A 24,743-nucleotide genomic window follows, 5' to 3' on the forward strand; every position below is an offset into this window, starting at 1 on the left:
CTGGGTAGTTGATTAAGCTCTCGAACATGGCCGATTCCGCTCCATCCGCTGTGTACATCGCATCTCCGGAGGGTGACACCGGAAAATCGACGGTGGCCCTCGGCATGCTCCAGATGCTGTGCGCGACCACCGCCCGGGTCGGCGTTTTTCGGCCGATCACCCGCTCCACCGCCGAGCCGGATTACATCCTGGAACTGCTGCTCGAGCACAGCACCGCCGATATCGACTACGCGCAGGCCATCGGCGTCACCTACGAGCAGGTACACGCGGATCCGGATGCCGCGATCAGTGAGATCGTGATGCGGTTCCATGAGGTCGCGAAGCTGTGTGACGCGGTGGTGATCGTCGGCAGCGACTACACCGATGTGGCAAGCCCGAGCGAGTTGCGCTTCAACGCCCGCATCGCGGTGAACCTCGGCGCGCCCGTCCTGCTGGTGGTGCGCGGTGCGGGCCGCTCGCCGGACGAGGTCGAACAGCTGGCCGAATTGTGCGCGCACGAGCTGTCCCTCGAACACGCGCACCTGATGTCCATCATCGCGAATCGTTGCGAGCCGGAGCGATTGGACGAAGTCCGCGCCGCGCTGAAGGGCTTCGATGTGCCGTCCTGGTCGTTACCCGAAGTGCCGCTGCTGATTTCGCCCACCGTGGCCGAGCTGTGTACCGCGATCGGCGGCGAAATGTACAGCGGCGATGTGGAATTGCTGCAGCGCGAGGCGTTGAAGATCATGGTCGGCGGCATGACCGCCGAACATATTCTGGAGCGGTTGGTCGACGGTGTCGTCGTCATCGCGCCGGGCGATCGCTCCGACGTTTTGCTCAGCGTCGTGAATGCGCATGAGGCGGAAGGCTTTCCGTCGCTGTCGGGCATCATCATGAACGGCGGCATGCTGCCGCATCCGGCCATCGCCCGGCTGATGAACGGCCTCAAACCCAAGCTGCCGATCCTCACCACCGACCTTGGCACCTACGACACCGCGAGCGCCGCCTACCGCACCCGCGGCCGTATGTCGGCGGGCAGTCCGCGCAAGGTCGATACCGCGCTGGCTCTGATGGAACAGCATGTCGACGCGTCGGAGTTGTTGCAGCGCATAGCGATTCCGGATACCTCGGTGGTGACGCCGCAGATGTTCGAATACCAGCTGATCGAACGCGCCAGGGCCGACCGCAAGACCATCGTGCTGCCCGAGGGCGACGACGACCGGATTCTGCGCGCGGCCGGTCGGGTACTGCAGCGCAAAATCGCGGACCTGGTCATCCTCGGTGACGAGGCGGCCGTGCGCGCCCGCGCCGCGGAACTCGGTGTCGATATCTCGGCGGCGCGAGTTCTCGACCCGCGTACCTCCGGTTACCTCGACGAATTCGCCGCGGAGTACACCGAACTGCGCAAGCACAAGGGCATGACGCTGGAGCGTGCCCGCGAAACCATGGCCGATATCTCGTATTTCGGCACCATGATGGTGCGCAAGGGCATTGCCGACGGCATGGTCTCCGGTGCCGCGCACACCACGGCGCACACCATCCGGCCGTCCTTCGAGATCATCAAGACCGTGCCGGGCGTCTCCACCGTCTCCAGTGTGTTCCTCATGTGTCTTGCCGATCGGGTGCTCGCCTATGGCGACTGCGCCGTCGTGCCCGATCCGACCTCGGAGCAACTGGCCGATATCGCGATCTCCTCGGCGCAGACCGCGGCCCGCTTCGGCATCGACCCGCGGGTCGCGATGCTGTCCTATTCGACCGGTGAATCCGGTAGCGGCGTCGATGTGGACAAGGTGCGCGTCGCGACCAAACTGGTCCGCGAGCGCGCGCCGGAACTGCTGGTGGAGGGCCCGATCCAGTACGACGCCGCGATCGAACCCACCGTGGCAACCACCAAACTCCCGGACTCGGAAGTGGCCGGGCGCGCGACGGTCTTCGTGTTTCCCGACCTCAACACCGGTAACAACACCTACAAGGCGGTCCAGCGCAGCGCCGGTGCGATCGCCATCGGCCCGGTGCTGCAGGGGCTGCGCAAACCGGTCAACGACCTGTCCCGCGGTGCGCTGGTCGCCGATATCGTCAATACCGTTGCCATCACCGCGATCCAGGCGCAGGAGGGCTGATGTGCGGTGTGGCACACGGCGGAACAATGCGCCCGGACTCACGGTTGCGGACCGAGTGCGGGACACGCGCGTGATGCAGGAGGTGCAGATATGAACGCGGCATCGCGGAGCGATCCGACAAGCGGCGGTGGCCGCGACGACCTGGTGTTGGTGATCAATTCCGGCTCGTCGTCGATCAAATACCAACTGCTCGACCCGGAGTCGGGTGTGGTCGCCGCATCCGGCATGATCGATCGGATCGGCGAGGAGCAGGCTGGGATCGAGCATCAGGTCGACGGCCGAACCATCGAACGTCGCGAGCCGATCGCCGATCACACGGCGGGGCTACGGCTGGTCTTCGATGTGTTCGCCGAATCCGGCCACGATCTGGCCGCGGCCGGTGTGCGCGCGGTCGGGCACCGAGTGGTGCACGGCGGCGAGGTGTTCTACCGGCCGACACTCATCGATGACGCCGTGGTCGCGGCCATATCCGATCTGTCTTCGCTTGCGCCGCTGCATAATCCGGCGAATGTCGCGGGCATCGAGAGTGCGCGCGAACTGCTGCCAGGCGTCCCACAGGTGGCGGTCTTCGATACCGCGTTCTTCCACGGCCTGCCCGATGCCGCCAAGACATATGCCATCGACGCGAAACTCGCTGCCGCGCATGGGATCCGGAAGTACGGCTTTCACGGCACGTCGCACGAGTACGTCTCAGGACGGGTCGCCGCACTGCTCGGCCGAGACTCCGCCGACCTGAATCAGATCATCTTCCACCTCGGCAACGGCGCATCGGCCTCGGCCATCCGCGGCGGCCATCCGATCGACACCACGATGGGCCTGACCCCGCTGGAGGGGCTGGTGATGGGCACCAGGGGCGGCGATCTCGATCCGGGGATCATCGCGCACCTGGTCCGTGCGGCCCACATGGATGTCGACCAGATCGACGAAATGCTGAACCGCAACGCCGGACTCAAGGGCCTGTCCGGCGTCAACGACTTCCGTGAGTTGCAGCGGCTGATCGACGCGGGCGATGCCGCTGCCCGCCTGGCCTACGACGTGTATATCCACCGCCTGCGCCGCTACCTCGGCGCGTATCTGATCGAGCTCGGCGGCGTCGACGCCATCACCTTCACCGCGGGCGTCGGCGAGAACAGTCCGCAGGTCCGCGCCGACGCGCTCGCCGGGCTGTCGCACTTCGGTATCGAAGTCGATCCGGACCGCAATACCGCCAAGGACCGTGCCGCCCGGCATATCTCCGCACCGGGGGCCGAGGTCGCCGTGCTGGTGGTGCCGACCAATGAGGAATTGGCGATCGCACAGGCCGCGCTCGGCGTTGTCGCAGCTCAGCGTGCTGATTGACGGCCCTAGAAAACCTCACGGAATCCTCACAGTCGCTGCGGCAGTATTGGTGTCGGATCAGGTTCGCGCCGGACGCCGAAACCGGGGCCGGACCTCCGCCGCTATCGGGACCGCGATGCCCTCGCCGCTCCCGATGTGCCCGCTCCGGCTGCCCCCGGGGCGGGCCGAGCGCGGAACCCCGGGGATTATCGGCGTGCCGACTGCTCCGCGAATCGAGATCCGAGGCTCCCCCGCCTCCCCGGGCCTTTTGCCGGTCGTTGGGAGGTGGGGGACCGGTCGTCGCGGGCCGGCGGTTGCGAGGGTGGCTCGGTTTTGGGGGTACCCGATGAGTTACCCATGTTCGTACGAGATCAGTCATCCAGCTTCGAATCTAGATCCAGGTCTTTGCTCGAATGGAGTTCGCGAGGTCGACCAGGGCATAGCGGTGATTGCGGCCGGGGGCGCTGCGGGCCAAGGCCCGTAGTCCGGCCTCGGTGCCCGCGCGCAGCTCGCGCTCGGTGAACGGCGCGTCGAAGAGGGTCGCCTCGTCGCTCGCGGGCGTATTGCCCGATTGCAGCCAGGCCAGCGCGGCGCCGAGGACGAGCACGCGCATCTGGGTCGCACGGCTCTCCCCGCTGGGCAGGCTGGCAACGCGCTCGGCCGAAATGTGCAGTGTGGATTCGGGGAGTTCCGCGATCGGTGCGGCGGTGAGCAGCAGCCATACCGCGGTCATCCGGGCCGTTGTGTAGTGCCGGGAGGCGGCCGGCACCTCGTCGAGCGCGCGTACGGCCTCGTCGACCTGGCCCGCGGCGGCCGACTGCCTGGCCAGGCCGAATGCGGCGCTCACCACGGCGCGGTCGGTGCGCCAGACGGTGACGTAGAATTTTTCCGCGTAGGCTCGCCATTGTTCGTGGTCGGCCGAATCCCACTGTTGCAGAACGAGTTCCGCGGTCGCCGCGAGTGCGAGCTTGGGTGCGATCTCACCGGGCAGCACCCGCAGCACCGCATCGAAACTGTTGTAGGCCTGCTCATAATCCAGCTCCAGCAGCTGGGCGTGGCCGAGGTACCAGTCGATGCGCCAATCGTGATCGCTCGGCAGCCGCGACAGCATATGCAGCACCGCCGCCGATTCGCCGAGTTCGAGCCGTAATCTGACCTCGGCCAGCGTCAGCTCCAGATCCCGTGTCTCCTGGGGTTTTTCGGGATCGGCCACGGCGCGCTCATGTGCCTCCTGCAACGCCGCGAGCGCGTCGTTCGGCTCCGGATGTGCCACGGCCGCGAGCACCGGCACCGATGCGTCGGTCGGATCGATGAGCGGAACCGGAAGTGCCGCAGCCACTTCGCTGGCGCGCAGCAGGGTGCTTCTGGCGATGCCGTCGGCGTAGGCGTCGGTCTGACTGATCAACTCCTCGGTGCCGAAGCTGCCGCGCTGTGGACTGAAAACTGTGGACAGCTGTGGATGTTCGGCACCGGTGTCCATCGCGAGGATCTCCCGAAGTACCCCGGCCAGCTGGGCGGACATGACGCGCGCGGAGGGGAAGCGGCGCTCGGGATCGGGATCGGTCGCGCACAGCAGCAGGCGATGGAAGAACTCGTAGCGTTGCAGCACCGGTTGGTCGGCGGGATCGGGAATGCCGTCGAGATAACGGCCCTGCTCCATCGGCATGCTCAGCGTCAGCACGGCCAGCGTCCGGCCGACGGTGTAGATGTCCGAGGCCACCGTCGGCCCGGTCCTGGCGATCTCGGGAGCCTGAAAACCCCTGGTGCCGTAGAGGTTTCCGTAGGCCTCGATGGTGGCGACGGCGCCGAGGTCGATGAGTTTGACCTGATCCTCGGTGACCATGATGTTGTCGGGTTTGAGGTCGTTGTAGGTCAACCCGATCGAATGCAGATACTCCAGCGCGGGCAGGATCTCCAGCAGATAGGCGATCGCCTCGGGCACCGGCATCCGCTGCGGTCGCGGATAGGTGTCGAGAATATCGCGCAGCGAGCGGCCGCCGACGTACTCCATGACGATGTAGCCGATCGACTCGCCGTCCGGCCCGGGGTGCTCGACGAAGTTGTGGATCTTGACGATGCTCGGATGTGCCACCTCGGCGAGGAATTGGCGTTCGGCCACGGCCACCGCTTGGGCCTCGGTATCGCCCGCGTGCAGCAGGCCCTTGAGCACCACCCAGCGGTCGCTGACATTGCGGTCGATCGCGAGGTAGATCCAGCCGAGCCCGCCGTGCGCGATACAGCCCTGGATTTCGTACTGGCTCGACACCATATCGCCCTCGTGCAGCGACGGGCGGAAATCATATGGCGCACCGCAGGTTTCGCAGGTGCCGGCGGAGGTCGCGGGGCGGGTCGCGGTGGCACGGCCGACCGGGTTGCCGCAGCGCCAACAGAAGCGTCTGCCCTCGGAGACAACGGGATCGGCGAGCACCGCGGTGCGTGGATCGGCGGGCGGGATATTCGGAATGGTGACCAGTCCGGCGCCGAGTTTGCGCGTCGTCGGTCGCGAGCGCGCGGTGCGCACGCTGCGGCCGGAGGTGCGCGTGATCGCGGCTGAAGTGGGCTCCGGGGCGTTCCATGCGCCAACGGTGAATTCGGCGGCCATATCGTCGCGACGAACGGTTTCGCCGGAGGCGGTTCCGCGGCGGGTCTCGTGGGAGGCGCGGTGGTCACGGATCGTTTCGGCGGAGGGCTGGTGACGAACCGTTTCACCGGAAGCGGCGCTGGTATTTTCGCCCTCGGTCTCCCCAGTGCCTTCGGTACGCGGGTTTTCGGCCTCGGGGCCGGTGCCCGGCGACCACCTGATCGTTTCGATGGCCGCGGAGCCCGGTTCGTCTGGTCCGAGGAACGGGGTTGCCCTGGTGGTTTCGGTGGATTCTGCGGCGGGTTCCTTCGGCTGGTCCTCGGTCGAATCGGCGGCATCGTGCGGTGATGTCATCGCCGTCAGTCCTGATAGGTCGCGGCGGGCGGGGCTGGGACCGGCCCGAGTGCGATGAGGTATTGCTGATACAGCCGGGCCCAGGTGCCGTCGTTCCGGATGCGCTCCAGCGTGCCGTTGACGAAGCGGACCAGATCGTCGTTGCCCTTGGGGATTCCGATGCCGTAGGGCTCGACGCTGATGCTGGGGCCGACCAACTCGGTGTACGACGAGTCCTGCGTGACGAGACCCGCGAGAACGGCGTCGTCGGTGCTGATCGCGTCGACCTGACGCTGCTGCAGCACGACCAGACAGTCGGCCCAGGTCGGCACCGTGAGGATGGTCGCGGCGGGCTGCTCGCGGCGCATGTGGTCCAGCGAGGTGGTGCCGGAGACGATGCACACCCGCTTACCGGCCAGATCGGCCAGGCTTCGGATACCGGAGTTCTTCACCGCGAGCACCCGCTGATTGGCGTGCAGGTAGACGGTGGAGAAGGAGACCTTCTGCCGCCGTTCGCAATTGACTGTCATCGTCTTGGCGACGATGTCGACAACATGATTCTGCAGCGCGGATTCACGCTCGGCGGACCCGAGACTGCGGTACTCGACCTGCTCCGGACTACCGAGCAGATCCCGGGCGACCTCCCTGGCGATATCGGCGTCGAACCCGACAATCGTGCCGCTGACCGGATCGCGGAAGCTGAAAAGGTTACTGCCGGTATCCAATCCGACCACCAGCCGCCCGCGGGCCCGAATCGCATCGATGGTCGGTCCATGGGCGGCCGCACCCGCCCCGGTGGGTCGCAGACTCGCGGTGGGATCGCCGCACTGCTCGTCGCGTTCCGGTGGAATGGGCGAATCCGTCGGTATCACAACGGCTTTGGCGGGCAGCGGCGGTTCGGTGTATTTGGTGGTCTTGGTAGCGATCGAGTCCGAGCCCGCCGCGCACCCGGCGAGCAGGGCGGTTGCGGCGAGCGCGGCGAGCAGTCCGCGCACGCGGTTCATCGGTACTCCCGAAGTCGCGGCCAGATACCGAGGCCGACATAGGCCGCGGCCAGTATTCCGAGCACCAGCGCGCCCGGCGCCAGGAAGTCCAGTGACCTGGCCGCACCGGAGATGTTGTCGCGCAACGTATCGCGCGTCGCATCCAGGCCCACTCCCAGTGCTCGGTCCAGCGAATCCACTTGCGCCGTGGCATCCGCCGAGCCCGGTCCGGTAGTCACCGTCGCCGCCCCGACGAAATCGCCGTGGGCGAGAGCGTCGTTCATGCGTTGATGCGCCGCTCGCCAACGGGTGAGTGCCTCACGGGCCTTCGCGATCTCATCGGCCGCTGGTGCGTCGGACGGATAGCCGCTGAGCAGTTCGTTGAGCCGGGTGACACTGGACTCGTAGGTGCGGTCGTAGTCGCCGGTGGCGTCGCGGCGCACCAGCTTCAGCGTCTCCGCCGAACGCGCCTGCTGGGTCAGGATGCGGCTCTCGGTCAACCGGGAGCTCGGCACCGCGCCGTGGTCGCGGCCATCGATCATCTCCGCGGCCGAGATGGATCCGGCGATCAGCGTCCACGCCAACAGGATCAGCATCCCGGCCGAAGCGAGCAGTAGACCCGGATTGAGTACGCGGTGCCAGCGCTTCGACAAATCGAACTGCGCCCAGACCAACGCTCCCAACGCCAGGATCAGCACACCGATCGCGGACCACGGCGGCTGCACATGATGCCGCTGGGCCGCACCAACGGCATCGGAACGGTGGCTCTGCAACTGTGCGGCCATCGGCAGCAGGACGGTCTGCATCTGATTCGATGCCTCGCTCAAATACGCGGCGCCGACCGGGTACCCGTTGCGATTGTTCGCGCGGGCGGTTTCGACCAGACCAGAGTAGACCGGCAGGCCGGTGGCGATACCGGTGCGCAGTCGGGTATCCGGATCGTCATCGGTGGCCTGTCCGGCCGCGTGACCCGATTGCGTCACCAATTCCGCGGACGCCTCGCCCAGCGCCTGGCTGTAGCGGTCGCGCACCGTCTCCGGTTCCAGACCGCCCGCGATGAACGCGGTACTCGCCGCGGCATCGGCGATGGACAGCGAGGTGTAGAGGTGATGGGAGGAGTTCGCGTCCGGCTCGGTGTCGTCGAGCAGGATGTCCAGCGACTGCTGGCGATCGCTCACCGTCGCGGCGGTCATCATGCCCGCGGCCAGGCACAGGCCGATGAGCAGCAGTCCGACGGCGATGAGCCGACCCGGGGTCGACAGCGCGAAGGATCGTAGGTTGGCCGGGTCCAGATGGGCTCGTAGCCCGGCCTCGCGCGGCACGTCCAGCCGCTCGGGCCCGACATCGGCCGTGACCGACGGCGGCCGCGGGGCCGTCGTCGAGTCGAGCGCTGCCATCTCCACCTCCCCGGTTGGTGCGCACATGTGCTCCTGCTCGGAGCTTATTGTGGTCTTACCGGCGCCGTGGCGTGTGAAACAACCGCGCGACGGCTAGATGAGGATGGTAACCAGATGCGTGGTGACGGTGACGGTTGGTCACGCGGCCCGGACGGATTGCGGCATTGGGGCCGCTTCGGGGCCGCCGGACTGCTGCTGCGCGCACCGCTCGCTGGCGGCGGGTCTGCGGTGTTGTTGCAGCACCGCGCGCCGTGGAGTCATCAGGGCGGCACCTGGGCGCTGCCCGGCGGCGCCCGCGACAGTCACGAGACCCCGGTGCACGCGGCGGTCCGCGAGGCATGGGAGGAAGCGGGTATCGATCCCGCCGATGTTCGGGTGCGCGGCGAGCGAGTCACCGCGACGGCACTGAGCGGCTGGACATACACCACCGTGGTCGCCGATGCCGTGATGACGCTGCCGACCAGTCGCAACCGGGAAAGCAGTGCGCTGGCCTGGGTTCCCGAGGGCGAGGTCGACAGCCATCCGCTGCACCCCGGTTTCGCCGTCTCATGGCCCGCGCTGCGGGCCGCTCCGGCGCGCGTCTGCCTCGACGACATCGACGTGGACGACGCCGATACCGTCGCGGCCGCGCTGCCCCGCACCGTCGATCTCGCCGATCAGGGCTTCGTCTGGTTGCACGCTGACCCCGAAGGCCCTGGTGTCTACGCCCGCATAGTCGACGCGCATACGGATGCGACGGATGTCGCGCGGCCGGATGCGAATTCGACGATCGCGACGTCCGACTCGATCTTGGCGCTTACCCGAGTCCAGGTGCTGTCCTGAAGGTCTTCTGCTGAGTTGAGCGACCGGCGTCACATCGGGATCGCGCCCGGCGAGTTTCAGCTCGTTCTGCAGCAGTGCTGTCTCGAGCCGTCGGGTCGGCCTTCGGGCTCGACCCGGCGAGACGTAGCCGAGTCGAGCATTCGTGGCAGCGGTGTCGTCGGTTGATGTGCTGTCGCGTCTGGAGTCGCGCCTAGCGAGTCTCAGATGAGTTGAGCGTTCTGCAACAGTGCCGTCTTGAGCTGACGCGCCGCTGCTTCCGGATCGCGCGCCTCGGTAATCGCGCGCACCACGACAACGCGCTGCGCTCCGGCGGCCAGCAGCTCGGGTAGTCGCTCGGCGTCGATGCCGCCGATCGCGAACCACGGGCGGGTGGGGTGGGCGTCGGCGGTGGAGCGCACCAGGTCCAGGCCCGCCGCCTGACGTCCCGGTTTGGTCGGCGTCGCCCAGACCGGTCCGGTGCAGAAGTAGTCGATGTGTTCGTCGATCGCGGCGAGCCCGGCTTGCGCCCGGTTGTTGGTGGAGCGCCCGATCACCACATCGGGGCCGAGAATGCGCCGCGCGTACCACGGCGGCAGATCGTTCTGTCCCAGGTGCAGCACATCGGCTCCGGCGGCCAGTGCGATATCGGCGCGGTCGTTCACCCCGATCAGTGCGCCGTGCCTGCGGGCCGCGGCCTTCAATTCGGCGAGTGCGCCGATTTCGGCCTTGGCCTCGAGCGGGCCGAACTTCGCCTCACCGGGGGAACCCTTATCTCTGAGCTGAATGATGTCGACACCGCCCGCGAACGCGGCCTCGGCGAACTTGGCCAGGTCGCCCTTCTCCCTGCGTGCGTCCGTGCACATGTACAGCCGGGCGGTAGCCAAACGCTCCCTGGGCGGTAGGGACCGGAACTGGTGGGAGGGTTGCACGTGCTCGACCGTAGTCGCGCTACCGTGGGGATGCGAATAGTGAGGCAGGTGGATCTGATGCGGACTCTGGCGGTCGTCGGTGGCGGCGCCATCGGACTCGCCGCCGCCTGGCGGGCGGCCGAGGCCGGCTGGTCGGTCACCGTATTCGATCCCGCCGTCGGCTCCGGCGCATCCTGGGTTGCCGGGGGGATGCTCGCACCACTGTCCGAGGGCTGGCCGGGGGAGGATCTGGTCCTGGAATTCGGTGCGGCCTCGCTGGCCCGCTGGCCCGAATTCGCCGCCCGGCTCGAATCGACGACCGGTGTGTCGGTATTCGTCGCCGACGAAACCCTGACCGTCGCACTGGATGGCGCGGATGCCGCCGACCTGCGCACGGTGGCCGAATGGGTCGGTGCCCGCGGCCATGAGCTCGAGGTGCTCGACCGAGCCGGTGTGCGAGCCATCGAACCCACACTGGCACGCACCGTGCGCGCCGGTCTGCGCGCCCCCGCCGAGCCCGCCATCGATAACCGACGACTGCTGGACTCGCTCCGAAAAGCTTGCGACACAGCCGGAGTCGAGCTACGCGCCGAAACGGTCGACTCGGTCGACGCACTGCCGCACGACCAGATCGTGCTCGCCGCGGGCGCGGCATCGTCGCGGCTGTGGCCCGACCTTCCGGTCCGCCCGGTGAAGGGCGAGATCCTGCGTCTACGCCATCGTCCGGGCGCGACACCCCCGCCGCGGCGCGTGATTCGCGCGCGAGTGCACGGCAGGCAGGTCTACCTGGTGCCGCGCGCGGACGGAATCGTCGTCGGCGCAACACAATACGAGGCGGGCTACGACACGACGGTGACCGTCGCCGGGGTCCGCGACCTGATCGCCGACGCCGAGGCGGTGCTGCCCGGTATCGGCGAATACGAATTGGCGGAAGCCAGTGCGGGATCCAGGCCGGGCACACCAGACAACCTGCCCCTGATCGGGCGGCTCACCGACCGGGTCGTCGCCACCACCGGACACGGCCGCAACGGCATGCTCGCGGTGCCGCTCACCGTCGACGCGGTGCTGAGCCTGCTCGACGGCGCGCCGCTCGATGACGCGAAAGCCGCCGACCCGCAACGTTTTTCGACGGCACACCCGTCGTCACTCGCTACATCTGCAGGAGGAGTTCGATGACCTCGGTCCCCATCGGTGTCACCGTGAACGGGCAGGACCACGAATTCGACCGATCCCTCACGGTGCGTGAACTTCTCGATCGTCTCGGGCTGCCGTCGCAGGGCGTCGCGCTCGCGGTGGACGGTGCGGTTTTCCCGAAATCCCGCTGGGACGAGCCGGTCGGCCGCGGCTGGGAGATCGAAGTGCTGACGGCGGTTCAGGGTGGCTGAGGCACTGGAAACCCCTGACACACTGGAGATCGCGGGCAAGCGGTTCGGTTCCCGCCTCATCATGGGCACCGGCGGCGCCGAGAATCTCGCCGTGCTGGAGGAGGCGCTACTCGCCTCGGGCACCGAGCTGACCACGGTCGCCATGCGCCGGGTCGACGCGGTCGGCGGCACCGGCGTGCTCGACCTGCTCAAACGCCTCGAGATCACGCCGCTGCCCAATACCGCGGGTTGTCGCACGGCCGCCGAGGCCGTGCTCACCGCGCAACTGGCGGCCGAGGCGCTCGACACCAATTGGGTCAAACTCGAGGTGATCGCCGACGAGCGCACCCTGCTCCCGGATCCGATCGAATTGCTCACCGCCGCAGAACAATTGGTCGACGCCGGCTTCATCGTTCTGCCCTACACCACCGACGACCCGATCCTGGCCCGCCGACTCGAGGATGCGGGCTGCGCCGCCGTCATGCCGCTCGGCGCCCCGATCGGCACCGGACTCGGCATCGGCAATCCGCACAGTATCGAGATGATCGTGGCGGCCGCGGGCGTCCCGGTCATCCTCGACGCGGGCATCGGCACCGCGAGCGATGCCGCACTGGCCATGGAACTCGGCTGCTCGGCCGTCCTACTCGCCACCGCCGTCACCCGCGCCCAGCACCCCGCCCTCATGGCCGCCGCCATGAAGGATGCGGTCAATGCCGGTCACCTGGCCCGTCGCGCGGGCCGCATCCCTAAACGCTTTTGGGCCCAAGCCTCCTCGCCGGCCCGCTGAGTCCCCGGCCCCCTCCCGTGCCGTCGCATAGCCAGTGGGCGGCGGTCGGCCGCCGCGGTGCGTGAGCATCATCAGCACAGCGCACGATAGAGCCGAGCGTCGGCCAGGCCAGTCGTGAGCGGGACAGTCGAGTTGGCTGTGGCGGCGCGCTCGGAGTCTGTGCTCGTTAACGGGGGCCACGCTCAGGGGGATTCCCTGATGGCGACTCGGTGCCGACCACATCCCTGATCATCCTCGAGGATGATCGAACTAGGCACCATTTAATGACGCGCACGGCCGCGTAATGAGGAAAGCTGGTCACCATGATCGAGCTGAGAGGCCTGACCAAGCATTTCGGGCAGACTGTCGCGGTTCAAGATCTCTCCTTCACTGTTCGACCCGGACAGGTGACGGGCTTTCTTGGGCCGAACGGCGCCGGTAAATCCACCACCATGCGGATGATCCTGGGGCTGGACAAGCCCACCGCGGGCACCGCGTTGATCAATGGCAAGCCGTACCACGAGCTGGAACATCCGCTGCGCGCCGTCGGCGCGCTGCTGGATGCCAAGTGGGTGCATCCGAACCGTTCGGCGCGCGCCCATCTGCAGTGGATGGCCGCCTCCAACGGCATCGCCATGTCCCGGGTGGACGAGGTGCTGCGGCTGGTCGGCCTGTCCGAGGTGGCGGGTAAGAACGCCGGTGGCTATTCCCTCGGTATGTCGCAGCGGCTCGGCCTGGCCGGGGCACTGCTCGGCGATCCGCCGGTGCTGCTGTTCGACGAGCCCGTGAACGGCCTGGACCCCGAGGGCATCCTCTGGATCCGCCGCTTCATGCAGCGGCTCGCGGCCGAGGGACGGACCGTGCTGGTCTCCAGTCATCTGCTCTCCGAAATGGCCCAGACCGCAGAGCATTTGGTGGTGATCGGACGCGGTCAGCTGATTTCCGATTCGACCACCCAGGAATTCATCGAGCGCGCCTCGGAACAGTCGGTGCGCGTGCGCAGTCCGCAGCTCGAGCAGTTGCGCAGCCTGCTCACCTCCAATGGCATGACCGTCCGGGAGGACGGTGTCGTCGGCCAAGACGGCGCCGCATTGGTCGTGGCCGGCGTGACCAGTGACGCGGTCGGCAAGCTGGCCGGCGCCAACGGGATCACCCTGTACGAATTGGCGCCGCAGCGGGCCTCGCTGGAGGAGGCCTTCATGCGGATGACCGGCGGCGCGGTGCAGTACCACGGCGAAGGCTTCGACCAGGTGATGGGAGGTGCGCTCTGATGGGCGTACTGGCAGCGGAACGGATCAAGCTCACCTCGACCAGGTCGCCATGGTGGTGCTCGGCGATCGTGGTGGTGCTCGCCCTCGGCCTGGCCGCGCTCTTCGCGGCGGTGGCCCGCTCGTCATCGGGCAAGGAGAATGCGCTCGATCTCACCGTGTCCACGGCTGTCGGCGGGATCAGCGGATTCGGCGTAATGGTCCTGATGATCATGGCGACCTTGACCGTGACCAGCGAATACCGCTTCGGCATTATCCGGACCACATTCCAGGCGACACCGCACCGCGCCAAGGTGATCGCCACCAAGGCCGGGCTGGTCGGCGTCTACGGCGCCGTGCTCACTATCGTGCTCGCCTTCGCCGCCTACGCGATCGCCAAGGCAATCGGTGGTGATGCGGCCGACAATCTGACGCTCTCCGACGGCGATGCCTGGCGCGAGATCTACGGCATTCCGATCTATGCCCTGCTCAGCGTGATCCTGGCGGTCGGCATCGGTGTGCTGGTTCGGCAGTCGGCCGCGGCGATTTCGCTGATCGTGCTGTGGCCACTGCTGATCGAGCCGCTGCTCGGCGCATTCGGCAGCTTCGGGCGCAATGTGCAGCCGTTCCTGCCCTTCGCGAATGCGAGCCACTTCTACAGCGCCTCGGAATCGACGGCGAACTGGCACTGGGGACCGTGGGGCGGCCTGCTCTACTTCGCGGCTTTCGTCGCAATTGTCTTCGGCGCCGCACTGGTCATCGTCAACCAACGCGACGCATGATGGAACTACCCGAGTTGCCCTCCCTCGCCGCTCGGGTGATGGGCGCCGACCTTGTCGGGAGGTTCGCGTGCCCCGCGCATCGTCTGCCACTGCCCGGCAGATGATGCGACATCGGCCCGGTGTGCGAATCCCCTTCCACACCGGGTCGGTGCATGTATGGGGACAATCCGGGCGGCGTGTGAACATCCCGGAAACTATGACCTGCACCGCTTCCATCAGGAATCAGCACTGGCTACGCTCGAGGTTCAGCAACCAATGAGTTATCCATTGGCGGACCCGTCGAAGTGCCCGCTCAGTCTGATCGAGTCTGATCGAGGGGGCTCTGGTGGCGACAATAAGTAACCCGCCGACGGTTGGTCGGCTGAGATACGCTCGGGGCGTGACCGAAACACCTTCCGGCGGTGCTGAGCCGGGGATGGGGCAGGAAGACAACGGGGGCGCTCCGTCCGAGGTGACCATACCGTTGGTGCCCGCCGATGCGGACCGATCCGCTCGTCGTCCCGGCTCGGGAATTCGACGCGGGCAGTTCTCCGCCTTGGTGAATGCCGCGAACCAGCGGCCCGACATCATCGGTGTGCTGCGCAAGGCACGCGAACAGCTGCCCGGTGACCCGTCTTTCGGTGACCCGCTTTCGGTTTCGGGTCCAGGCGGCGCCCGCGCGGTGGCCCGCGCGGCGGATAAGTTGGTCGGCGATACGCCGAGCGCGGCTCGGGAAATCGGGTTCGGCGCACTGCAGGTCTGGCAGGCCATGTTGGAGCGCGTCGGTCGCGGTAGAGGTAGCGAAGAAATAACTGTGATGTTCACCGACCTGGTGGCCTTCTCCAGTTGGTCGCTCTCGGCAGGCGATGAGGCGACTCTCGAATTGTTGCGCGGGGTTGCCAAGGCCATCGAGCCGCCGATCGCCGATCGCGGCGGTCAGGTGATCAAGCGCATGGGCGACGGCGTGATGGCCGTGTTCACCTCGGCCGATCGCGCGGTGCACGCCGCCGTGCAGGCCAAACGGAATCTGGCCGACGTCAGTGTGCGCGGTTATCGTCCGCAGATGCGGATCGGTCTGCACACCGGCTCGCCGCGCGAAATCGGTGGCGACTGGCTCGGCGTGGATGTGACGATTGCCGCTCGCGTGATGGAGGCCGGTGGCAATGGCAACACCATGCTTTCGCATGCGACATTGCAGTCCCTCGCGCCGGAGACACTCGACGAACTCGGCTTGTCGGTCAAGCCGTACAGGCGCAGCTTCTTCGCCGCACCACTGAATGGCGTGCCAGAGGATCTGCGGATCTTCCGCCTGTCGTCGAACTGACCTGTGCTGGGTTGTGAGGTGTCTACATCAGCCACGCGACCGCTCCCGCAGCCGCTAGAACAGCGAGCACGACCAGGGCGATGGCGAGTGGGCGGGCGGTCTTCCAGGTGGAGTAGGCGCCGCCGAGCAGGAACCCGGCCAGCGCGAACAGGATGACGGACGACATCTGGTCATTCTGCCTCGCATGCCATCGGCAATTAACAAGCACGCGTGCTTGCTTTTTTCTGGATCGGATGTGATGCTGGACTCCGGAAAGCGGACTCCACCGGCGGCGCAACGCGGCGCGCCGGGACGGTTCGCCGCACAGGAGGGCCTTCCAGCTGATGAGTATGCTGGCCGCCGATCCGGAGCTGATCCGAATCGGCAACTGTTCCGGGTTCTACGGTGATCGGCTCAGTGCCATGCGGGAGATGCTCGAGGGCGGGCAGCTCGATGTGCTCACCGGGGACTATCTTGCCGAGCTGACCATGCTGATCCTCGGCCGGGACCGGATGAAGGATCCCAGCCTCGGCTATGCCAAGACCTTCGTCCGGCAGATCGAGGACTGCCTCGGGCTGGCATTGGAACGCAATGTTCAGATCGTCACCAATGCGGGCGGCCTCAACCCCGCCGGGCTCGCGGAGAAGCTGCGCAAGGTTGCCGCTGATCTCGGACTGGATGCCAAGATCGCGCACGTCGAGGGTGACGACTTGCTCAGCCGGGCGGGCGAGCTCGGCCTCGGGTCGCCGCTGACCGCCAATGCCTATCTCGGTGCCTGGGGCATCGTCGAATGCTTGAATGCTGGCGCGGATATCGTGGTCACCGGCCGGGTCACCGACGCTTCGGTGATCGTCGGACCGGCCGCCGCTCATTTCGGTTGGGGGCGAACCGATTACGACCAGCTTGCCGGTGCCGTGGTGGCCGGACATGTGATCGAATGCAGTACGCAGGCCACCGGCGGCAACTTCGCCTTCTTCACCGAACTGGCCGATCTGGGTCGGCCAGGCTTCCCGATCGCCGAAGTGCGCAGGGATGGCAGCAGTGTCATTACCAAGCACCAGGGCACGGGCGGTGCGGTGACCGTGGATACCGTTGCGGCACAGCTGATGTACGAGATCCAGGGGGCGCGCTATGCGGGGCCGGATGTCACCACGCGGCTGGACCGCGTCGAGCTGAGTCAGGAAGGCCCGGATCGGGTGTTGATCAGCGGTGTTACCGGTGAAGCGCCGCCGCCGCAGCTCAAGGTTTCGCTCAATACCCTCGGCGGTTTCCGCAATGAGATGGAGTTCGTGCTCACCGGACTCGATATCGAGGCGAAAGCCGAACTGGCGCAACGACAGCTGGAGTCCTGGCTGCCGGTGCGGCCCGCGGAACTGACCTGGACCCTGGCGCGGCTCGACCGACCGGATGCCGAAACCGAGGAGCAGGCAAGCGCTTTGCTGCGCTGCGTGGTGCGCGATCCGGATCCGAACAAGGTCGGCCGCTCCTTCTCCAATGTCGCGGTCGAGCTGGCATTGGCGAGCTATCCGGGGACAAACTTCACCAGCCTGCCCGGCAATGGTTCGCCGTACGGCGTGTACACACCGGGATTCGTCGATGCCGCCGAGGTGCCGCATGCCGCCGTGCTGCCGCAGGGCACCCGCGTCGATATCGCGCCCGCGTCGGACACTCAGGAATTGGCGGAGGTGGCCGAGCCGCAACTGCCGGAGCCGTTGCCCGCCAACGAAACTCGTCGAGCGCCACTGGGCGCGATCGCGCTGGCACGCAGCGGCGACAAAGGCGGCAATGCCAATATCGGCGTGTGGGTGCGCACCGATGAGCAGTGGCGCTGGCTTGCGCATACGCTGACGGTGGAGCGGATCAAGGAACTGTTGCCCGAGGCCGCACCGCTCACCGTGACCAGGCACGTACTGCCGAATCTGCGTGCCGTGAACTTCATTGTCGAGGGTCTGCTCGGGCAGGGTGTGGCCTATCAGGCGCGCTTCGATCCGCAGGCCAAGGGGCTCGGCGAATGGCTGCGCTCGCGTCATGTTGATATCCCATTGGAGTTGCTATGAGTCCGTGGAATACGCCGGAACGGCGCGAATTGCGCGCCACCGTAAGGGGTTTCGCCGAGCGAGAAGTTCTCCCGTACCTCGATGCCTGGGAGCGCGACGGCGAGATCCCCCGTGAACTGCACAAGAGGGCTGGCGCACTCGGCCTGCTCGGCATCCAATTCCCGGAATCCGCGGGCGGCTCCGGTGGTGACGGCATCGACGCCATGATCGTATGTGAGGAGATGCATCAGGCCGGTTGCTCCGGCGGCCTGTTCGCCTCGCTGTTCACCTGCGGCATCGCGGTACCGCACATCATCGCCTCGGGCAATGAAGACCTGATCGAGCGCTTCGCACGTCCGACACTGGCCGGGGAGAAGATCGGCTCGCTCGCCATTACCGAACCGGGTGGCGGCTCCGATGTCGGCCATCTCACCACCACCGCGCGCCGCGACGGCGACCACTACATCGTCAATGGCGCCAAGACCTACATCACCTCGGGTGTGCGCGCCGATTTCGTGGTGACCGCCGTGCGCACCGGCGGCCCCGGCTCCGGCGGGATTTCGCTGCTGGTGGTGGAGAGGGGCATGCCCGGCTTCACGGTCAGTCGCAAGCTCGACAAGATGGGCTGGCGGGCCTCCGATACCGCCGAACTGTCCTATGTGGATGTTCGGGTGCCGGTGGAGAATCTGGTCGGCCCGGAGAATTCCGGCTTCTATCAGATCGCCGGTGCCTTCGTAAGTGAGCGGGTCGGACTCGCGGTGCAGGCATATTCGCAGGCCCAGCGGTGCCTGGACCTCACCCTGGACTGGGTGCGCAATCGGGAAACCTTCGGCCGCCCGCTGATCAGCAGGCAGGCCGTGCAGAATACGGTGACCGAAATGGCCCGCCGCATCGACGTGGCCCGCGTCTACACCCGAGATGTGGTGCGGCGCAGCGCCGATGGCGAAACGGATTTGATCGCCGAGGTGTGCTTCGCGAAGAACACCGCCGTGGAGGCGGCGGAATGGGTGGCCAATCAGGCGGTGCAACTGTTCGGCGGCCTCGGCTATATGCGCGAATCCGAGGTCGAGCGGCAGTACCGCGATATCCGCATTCTCGGCATCGGCGGTGGCACAACCGAAATCCTGACCGGACTGGCGGCTAAGCGATTGGGGTACCAGTCTTGACGACATTACGCACCACCCTCGATACCGCATCGCCGGAGTACGCGGCCGCGGCCGAGGCCATGACCACCAAACTCGCCGAGGTGGAGGCCGAATTCGCCAAGGCCATCGCGGGCGGTGGGCCGGATAAGCTGGCCCGGCATCGCAAGCGCGGCAAGTTGACCGCGCGTGAGCGCATCGAACTGCTCATCGACGAGGATTCGCCATTCCTGGAGCTCTGCCCACTTGCCGCGTGGGGCAGCGACTTTCACGTCGGGGCGAGCGTGGTGTGCGGTATCGGCATAGTCGAGGGCGTCGAATGCATGATTGTCGCGCCGGATCCCATGGTGCGCGGTGGCACCTCGAATCCGTGGACGTTGCGCAAGAACCTGCGCATGAACGACATCGTCATGCAGAACCGGCTACCGGTAATCGGGCTCGTCGAATCCGGCGGCGCGGATCTGCCGACGCAGAAGGAAGTCTTCGTGCCCGGCGGACGGATGTTCCGCGACCTCACCAGGGCGTCGGCGGCCGGAATCCCCACCATCGCATTGGTTTTCGGCAATTCCACCGCCGGTGGCGCGTATATCCCCGGCATGTCCGACTACACGGTGATGATCAAGGAGCGCTCCAAGGTATTCCTCGGCGGACCGCCGCTGGTCAAGATGGCCACCGGTGAGGAATCCGATGACGAATCGCTGGGCGGCGCGGATATGCACGCGCGCGTCTCGGGTCTGGCCGATTATCTGGCGGTCGACGAGCAAGACGCCATCCGCATCGGCCGCTCCATTATCAAGCGGCTGAACTGGAAGAAGCAGGGTCCGGCGCCGCGCGCCGAGGTGATCGAGCCGCTGTACGACCAGGAGGATCTGCTCGGCATCGTCCCATCCGATCTGAAGATTCCGTTCGATCCGCGCGAGGTGATCGCCCGCGTGGTCGACGGCTCCGATTTCGACGAATTCAAACCGCTGTACGGCAGCAGCCTGGTCACCGGATGGGCGGAGCTGCACGGTTATCCGGTCGGCATTCTCGCCAATGCGCGCGGCGTGCTGTTCTCGGAGGAATCGCAGAAGGCGACCCAGTTCATCCAGCTGGCCAACCAGTCGAATACGCCATTGCTGTTCCTGCACAACACCACCGGCTACATGGTCGGTAAGGAGTTCGAGCAGAAGGGCATCATCAAGCACGGCGCGATGATGATCAATGCGGTCTCGAATTCCAAGGTGCCGCATATTTCGCTGTTGATGGGCGCGTCCTATGGTGCTGGCCATTACGGCATGTGTGGTCGCGCCTACGACCCCCGGTTCGTCTTCGCTTGGCCCAGTGCGAAATCCGCTGTGATGGGCGGCGCGCAGTTGGCCGGTGTGATCTCGATCGTGGGGCGGGCGGCCGCCGAGTCCAAGGGCCTTCCGTTCGATGAGGAGGCCGATGCCGGGATGCGCGCGATGGTGGAGGCGCAGATCGAGGCCGAATCGCTGCCGATGTTCATGTCGGGTCGGCTGTACGACGACGGTGTGATCGATCCCCGTGATACCCGCACGGTATTGGGAATGGCGTTGTCGGCCATCCACAATGCCCCAGTCAAGGGCGCCGATGGCTTCGGCGTCTTCCGGATGTGAGGGCCACGATGTCTGTCACGAATGTTCTGGTGGCCAATCGCGGTGAGATCGCCCGTCGGGTTTTCGCGACCTGTCGGCGCATGGGAATCGGCACCGTCGCGGTCTATTCCGATGCGGATGCCGCGGCACCGCATGTCGCCGAAGCCGATGCGGCGGTACGTCTTCCGGGGAATACACCCGCGGAGACCTATCTGCGCGGTGAGCTGATCATCGAGGCCGCCTTGGCTACCGGTGCCGACGCCATCCATCCCGGTTACGGATTCCTTTCCGAGAACGCGGAATTCGCCCGTGCCGTGCTGGCGGCCGGACTGGTGTGGATCGGCCCGCCGGTCGAGGCCATCGAGCAGATGGGTTCGAAGGTCGCTGCCAAGAAGTTGATGGATGCGGCCGGAGTCCCGGTGCTCGCCGAACTCGACCCGGCCGAGGTCACCGCGGCGCAGCTGCCGGTACTGATCAAGGCCTCCGCCGGTGGTGGCGGGCGTGGTATGCGCGTGGTGCGCGAACTCGCCGATCTGGAACCGCAGATCGCCGCCGCGCGCAGGGAAGCCGAATCGGCATTCGGCGATCCCACGGTGTTCTGCGAGCGGTACCTGGAGACCGGCCGCCATATCGAGGTCCAGGTCATGGCCGATACCCACGGCACCATCTGGGCGGTCGGCGAGCGGGAATGCTCCATACAGCGCCGTCATCAGAAGGTGGTCGAGGAGGCGCCGTCGCCGCTGGTCGAGCGGATCGACGCCATGCGCGCGCCAGGCCAGGAGGCGGTAGCGGAGCGTGACCACGCGGGGCCCGCGCGCACGGCCGATGGACAGAGCATGCGCGGGCGGCTGTTCGAGGCGGCCGAGCTGGCAACCCGTGCGATCGGATATGCCGGTGCCGGGACCGTGGAATTCCTCGCCGACGAGGCGGGTGAGTTCTTCTTCCTGGAGATGAATACCCGGCTGCAGGTGGAACATCCGGTCACCGAATGCACCACCGGACTGGATCTGGTACGGACTCAGCTCGAGGTCGCGGCTGGCGGCCGGTTGGCTGCCGCACCGCCACCGCTGCGTGGGCATTCGATCGAGGTGCGGCTGTATGCCGAGGATCCCGCGCACGAGTGGCAGCCGCAGAGCGGGACAGTGCACCGGATCGATATCCCTTCGGTGCTGACCGAATTCGATATTCTCGACCGTCCGGGCGTGCGCCTGGACACCGGTGTGGTGGACGGTTCGGTCGTCGGCGTGCACTACGACCCGATGCTCGCGAAGGTCATCTCCTACGCCGAGACCCGCGATGCAGCGGCGCGGCTGTTGGCAACAGCCCTGCAGCGAGCCAAGATTCACGGTCTGGTGACCAACCGCGATCTACTGGTGCGGGTGCTGCGCCATCCCGCCTTCCTGGCCGGGGACACCGATACCGCATTCTTCGAAACGCACGGATTGGATTCGCTCGCAGCGCCTTTGGTGTCCGAGTCCGATGAGAAGCTGTCCATCGTCGCCGCCGCGCTCGCGGATGCCGCGGCGAACCGGAAGGCGGCCGAGGTCGGCGGCGGGTTGCCGGCGGGCTGGCGGAATCTGCCGTCGCAATCGCAGCACAAGTCGTACGAAAGTCGAACCAGCGGAACGCACGACATCGGCTACCGATTCACCCGAACCGGTGTGACGGTTGCGGGTCATGATGGCCTCGAATTGGTGGAAATGGGTCCCGAGCGCGTGGTCCTCTCGGTTCCGGGCGAACGCGGTCTGGTGCGTAGGCAATTCGATATCGCCCGCTACGGCGATCTGGTCTGCGTCGACTCACCGCTCGGACCGGTGTCGGTGCGCAGACTGCCGCGTTTCAGCGATCCGGCCGATCAGGTCGCGCACGGCTCACTGCTCGCGCCCATGCCGGGCAGCGTGATTCGCATCGGCGCCGAGGTCGGCAGCGCCGTCGAACAGGGCCAGCCGATTCTGTGGCTGGAGGCCATGAAGATGGAGCACACCATCTCCGCGCCCGCCGCGGGCGTACTCAGCGCCCTCAATGTCACCGTCGGCCAGCAGGTCGATATCGGCGCCGTGCTCGCCGTCGTCGATCCCACCGAATCCCAGGAGAACTCATGAGTTTCATCGAAACCGAAGAGCAGAAGGCGCTACGGGCGGCGGTCGCCGCGCTCGCCACCAAGTACGGCTTCCGCGATTACGTGCTGCCGAAGGCCCGCAAGAACGAGCCGCTCACCGAATTGTGGGATGAGGCAGGCAAACTCGGCTTCCTCGGGGTGAATCTGCCGGAGGAGTACGGCGGCGGTGGCGCGGGCATGTACGAGCTCGCGCTGGTCATGGAGGAGTTGTCCGCGCAGGGCGCTGGCCTGCTGCTGATGGTGGTCTCACCGGCCATCTGCGGCACCATTATCACCAAGTACGGCACCGACGAACAGAAGCAGCAGTGGCTGCCCAAGCTCGCCGACGGCACCGCCAAGATGGTCTTCGGCATTACCGAACCCGACGCCGGTTCGAACTCGCACCAGATCACCACGACCGCGCGCCGTGACGGTGACGACTGGATCCTCAACGGCCGCAAGATCTTCATCTCCGGCGTGGATCAGGCCGAGGCGGTGCTCATCGTGTCGCGCACCGAGGACCACAAGACCGGCAAGCTCAAGCCGGCGCTGTTCATCGTGCCCACCGACGCCCCCGGGTTCGTCAAGACGCCGCAGGAAATGGACATCATCGAGCCGGACCACCAGTTCACCCTCTTCCTCGATGACGTGCGCCTGCCATCGGATGCCTTGGTGGGCAAGGAAGATGCCGCACTGATGCAACTGTTCGCCGGCCTCAACCCGGAGCGCATCATGGGCGCGGCCATGGCCGTCGGCATGGGGCGCTACGCCATCGACCGTGCCGTCGAATACGCCAAGGAACGCACGGTGTGGAAGACGCCGATCGGTGCGCACCAAGGCATTTCGCATCCGCTCGCCGCGGTGAAGGTCGAGGTGGAGCTGGCCAAGCTGATGATGCAGAAGGCCGCGACCCTCTACGACGCGGGCGATGAGATGGGTGCGGCGGAGGCCGCGAATATGGCGAAATACGCCGCGGCGGAGGCCAGTATCAAGGCACTCGATCAGGCCATCCAGACCCACGGCGGCGCAGGTCTCACCAAGGAGTACGGGCTCGCCGCCATGCTCGCCGCGGCCCGCATCGGCCGCATCGCGCCGGTCAGTCGGGAGATGGTGCTCAACTTTGTCGCCCAGTACTCCCTTGGCCTGCCCAAGTCGTACTGACCCAGAGGAGGTTCGATGCCCGAAACATCCACCGCTCCGTATGTGCGGTACGAGGTGCGCGACGGGTTCGCCACGCTGACCCTCGATTCGCCGCACAACCGCAACGCGCTGTCGTCGCGGTTGGTCGCCGAGTTGCTGCGGGGGCTCGATGACGCCGCGGCCGATCCCGCCGTCCGCGGCATCGTGCTCGCGCACACCGGCAATACCTTCTGCGCGGGCGCGGACCTCACCGAGGCCAGCAATGCCGATCCGGCGGTGGCCGCCGACGAACGCACCCGCGTGATGATCGGTGTACTGCGCCGACTCGTCGAAACGCCGAAGCCGATCATTGCCCGCATCGACGGCAATGTGCGTGCGGGCGGCATGGGCATCGTCGCGGCCTGTGACATCGTGGTGGCCGGTCCCGGCAGCAGCTTCGCACTCACCGAGGTGCGAATCGGGTTGGCGCCGTTCATGATTTCGCTCACCCTGCTGCCGCGGCTCAGTCCGCGCGCGGCCAGTCGTTACTACCTCACCGGCGAGAAATTCGATGCCGATATCGCCGAGCAGATCGGCCTGGTCACGATCACCGCCGACGATCCGGCGGCCGAGGTGGCCCGGCTGTGCGCGGAGCTGCGCAAGGGCTCCCCGCAGGGACTCGCCGAGGCCAAGCGGCTGGTCAATGCGGGCATCCTGGCGGAGTTCGACGGCGCCGCCGAGGAGCTGGCGAATCGTTCCGCGAGCTTCTTCGGCACCCCGGAGGTGCGGGAGGGCATGCTGGCCTTCTTGCAGCGCCGTCCACCGGCCTGGGCAGAATAGCGCCGTGACATCGCCGATGACCATAGCCGCCAGCCTGTTCGGAGCGAGCC

20 protein-coding genes are annotated in these 24,743 nt (G+C 66.7%); 15 read left to right on the forward strand and 5 right to left on the reverse strand.

The annotated features are described in order from the left end of the window. Window positions 1-26 precede the first annotated feature (26 nt). Window positions 27-2,099, forward strand: a complete 2,073-nt coding sequence (gene pta / locus ACQP1T_RS03230) for a phosphate acetyltransferase (protein WP_433758460.1) — start codon at window positions 27-29, stop codon at window positions 2,097-2,099. A gap of 90 nt (window positions 2,100-2,189) precedes the next feature. Continuing rightward, window positions 2,190-3,437, forward strand: a complete 1,248-nt coding sequence (locus tag ACQP1T_RS03235; protein WP_433758461.1) for an acetate kinase — start codon at window positions 2,190-2,192, stop codon at window positions 3,435-3,437. 370 nt (window positions 3,438-3,807) lie between these two features. On the opposite strand, the gene ACQP1T_RS03240 is transcribed toward ACQP1T_RS03235, so the two are convergent. From ACQP1T_RS03240 to ACQP1T_RS03250, 3 genes are read right to left on the reverse strand one after another with little or no spacing between them, the layout of a single operon-like run. Then, window positions 3,808-6,351: a serine/threonine-protein kinase PknG gene (locus tag ACQP1T_RS03240; RefSeq protein ID WP_433758462.1), complete on the reverse strand. Its 2,544-nt coding sequence runs from the start codon at window positions 6,349-6,351 to the stop codon at window positions 3,808-3,810. 5 nt (window positions 6,352-6,356) lie between these two features. Beyond that, window positions 6,357-7,334: a glutamate ABC transporter substrate-binding protein gene (locus ACQP1T_RS03245; RefSeq protein WP_433758463.1), complete on the reverse strand. Its 978-nt coding sequence runs from the start codon at window positions 7,332-7,334 to the stop codon at window positions 6,357-6,359. Continuing rightward, complete coding sequence (locus tag ACQP1T_RS03250) at window positions 7,331-8,710, reverse strand: hypothetical protein (RefSeq protein ID WP_433758464.1); 1,380 nt, start codon at window positions 8,708-8,710, stop codon at window positions 7,331-7,333. The genes ACQP1T_RS03245 and ACQP1T_RS03250 overlap by 4 nt, the downstream gene beginning before the upstream one ends. A gap of 114 nt (window positions 8,711-8,824) precedes the next feature. On the opposite strand from ACQP1T_RS03250, the gene ACQP1T_RS03255 reads away from it, so the two are divergent. After that, window positions 8,825-9,532, forward strand: coding sequence for an NUDIX hydrolase (locus ACQP1T_RS03255; protein WP_433758465.1), 708 nt, complete (start codon window positions 8,825-8,827; stop codon window positions 9,530-9,532). A 200-nt stretch (window positions 9,533-9,732) separates the two neighbouring features. Here the strand turns inward: ACQP1T_RS03255 and thiE are convergent, their stop codons facing one another. Continuing rightward, on the reverse strand, window positions 9,733-10,440 hold the full coding sequence (thiE, locus tag ACQP1T_RS03260) for a thiamine phosphate synthase (RefSeq protein WP_433758466.1): 708 nt from the start codon (window positions 10,438-10,440) through the stop codon (window positions 9,733-9,735). 57 nt (window positions 10,441-10,497) lie between these two features. Between thiE and thiO the strand changes: the two genes are divergently transcribed. The 6 genes from thiO (at window position 10,498) to ACQP1T_RS03290 (ending at window position 15,881) form a co-directional block, all read left to right on the forward strand. Continuing rightward, a complete protein-coding gene (thiO, locus tag ACQP1T_RS03265) occupies window positions 10,498-11,595 on the forward strand; it encodes a glycine oxidase ThiO (RefSeq protein ID WP_433758467.1) in 1,098 nt (365 codons plus the stop codon). After that, complete coding sequence (gene thiS, locus ACQP1T_RS03270) at window positions 11,592-11,804, forward strand: sulfur carrier protein ThiS (RefSeq protein WP_062990150.1); 213 nt, start codon at window positions 11,592-11,594, stop codon at window positions 11,802-11,804. The genes thiO and thiS overlap by 4 nt, the downstream gene beginning before the upstream one ends. A gap of 61 nt (window positions 11,805-11,865) precedes the next feature. Further along, window positions 11,866-12,570, forward strand: a complete 705-nt coding sequence (locus tag ACQP1T_RS03275; protein ID WP_433761957.1) for a thiazole synthase — start codon at window positions 11,866-11,868, stop codon at window positions 12,568-12,570. 302 nt (window positions 12,571-12,872) lie between these two features. Next, a complete protein-coding gene (locus tag ACQP1T_RS03280) occupies window positions 12,873-13,820 on the forward strand; it encodes an ABC transporter ATP-binding protein (protein WP_433758468.1) in 948 nt (315 codons plus the stop codon). After that, complete coding sequence (locus tag ACQP1T_RS03285) at window positions 13,820-14,578, forward strand: ABC transporter permease (protein WP_433758469.1); 759 nt, start codon at window positions 13,820-13,822, stop codon at window positions 14,576-14,578. The genes ACQP1T_RS03280 and ACQP1T_RS03285 overlap by 1 nt, the downstream gene beginning before the upstream one ends. 379 nt (window positions 14,579-14,957) lie before the next feature. Then, window positions 14,958-15,881, forward strand: a complete 924-nt coding sequence (locus ACQP1T_RS03290; RefSeq protein WP_433758470.1) for an adenylate/guanylate cyclase domain-containing protein — start codon at window positions 14,958-14,960, stop codon at window positions 15,879-15,881. A 22-nt stretch (window positions 15,882-15,903) separates the two neighbouring features. Here ACQP1T_RS03290 and ACQP1T_RS03295 read toward each other — a convergent pair whose 3' ends face one another. Continuing rightward, window positions 15,904-16,047 (reverse strand): hypothetical protein, encoded by a 144-nt coding sequence (locus ACQP1T_RS03295; protein WP_169338115.1) that lies wholly within the window; start codon window positions 16,045-16,047, stop codon window positions 15,904-15,906. Window positions 16,048-16,204: 157 nt separating this feature from the next. On the opposite strand from ACQP1T_RS03295, the gene ACQP1T_RS03300 reads away from it, so the two are divergent. From ACQP1T_RS03300 to ACQP1T_RS03325, 6 genes are read left to right on the forward strand one after another with little or no spacing between them, the layout of a single operon-like run. After that, entirely contained in the window at window positions 16,205-17,917 is a 1,713-nt protein-coding gene (locus ACQP1T_RS03300) for an acyclic terpene utilization AtuA family protein (RefSeq protein WP_433758471.1), read from the forward strand. Next, window positions 17,914-19,062: an acyl-CoA dehydrogenase family protein gene (locus ACQP1T_RS03305; RefSeq protein ID WP_433758473.1), complete on the forward strand. Its 1,149-nt coding sequence runs from the start codon at window positions 17,914-17,916 to the stop codon at window positions 19,060-19,062. Before ACQP1T_RS03300 ends, ACQP1T_RS03305 begins: the two co-directional genes overlap by 4 nt. Continuing rightward, complete coding sequence (locus ACQP1T_RS03310; protein WP_433758474.1) at window positions 19,059-20,657, forward strand: acyl-CoA carboxylase subunit beta; 1,599 nt, start codon at window positions 19,059-19,061, stop codon at window positions 20,655-20,657. Before ACQP1T_RS03305 ends, ACQP1T_RS03310 begins: the two co-directional genes overlap by 4 nt. An 8-nt stretch (window positions 20,658-20,665) precedes the next feature. After that, window positions 20,666-22,738 carry an acetyl/propionyl/methylcrotonyl-CoA carboxylase subunit alpha gene (locus ACQP1T_RS03315; protein ID WP_433758475.1) on the forward strand — a complete coding sequence of 691 codons (2,073 nt, stop codon included), beginning with the start codon at window positions 20,666-20,668 and terminating at the stop codon, window positions 22,736-22,738. Beyond that, window positions 22,735-23,895: an acyl-CoA dehydrogenase family protein gene (locus tag ACQP1T_RS03320; RefSeq protein ID WP_433758476.1), complete on the forward strand. Its 1,161-nt coding sequence runs from the start codon at window positions 22,735-22,737 to the stop codon at window positions 23,893-23,895. Before ACQP1T_RS03315 ends, ACQP1T_RS03320 begins: the two co-directional genes overlap by 4 nt. A gap of 15 nt (window positions 23,896-23,910) precedes the next feature. Further along, a complete protein-coding gene (locus tag ACQP1T_RS03325; protein WP_433758477.1) occupies window positions 23,911-24,693 on the forward strand; it encodes an enoyl-CoA hydratase family protein in 783 nt (260 codons plus the stop codon). The last annotated feature ends 50 nt before the right edge of the window (window positions 24,694-24,743 follow it).

This window comes from Nocardia sp. CA-135398, assembly GCF_050955845.1.
Taxonomy (GTDB): domain Bacteria; phylum Actinomycetota; class Actinomycetes; order Mycobacteriales; family Mycobacteriaceae; genus Nocardia.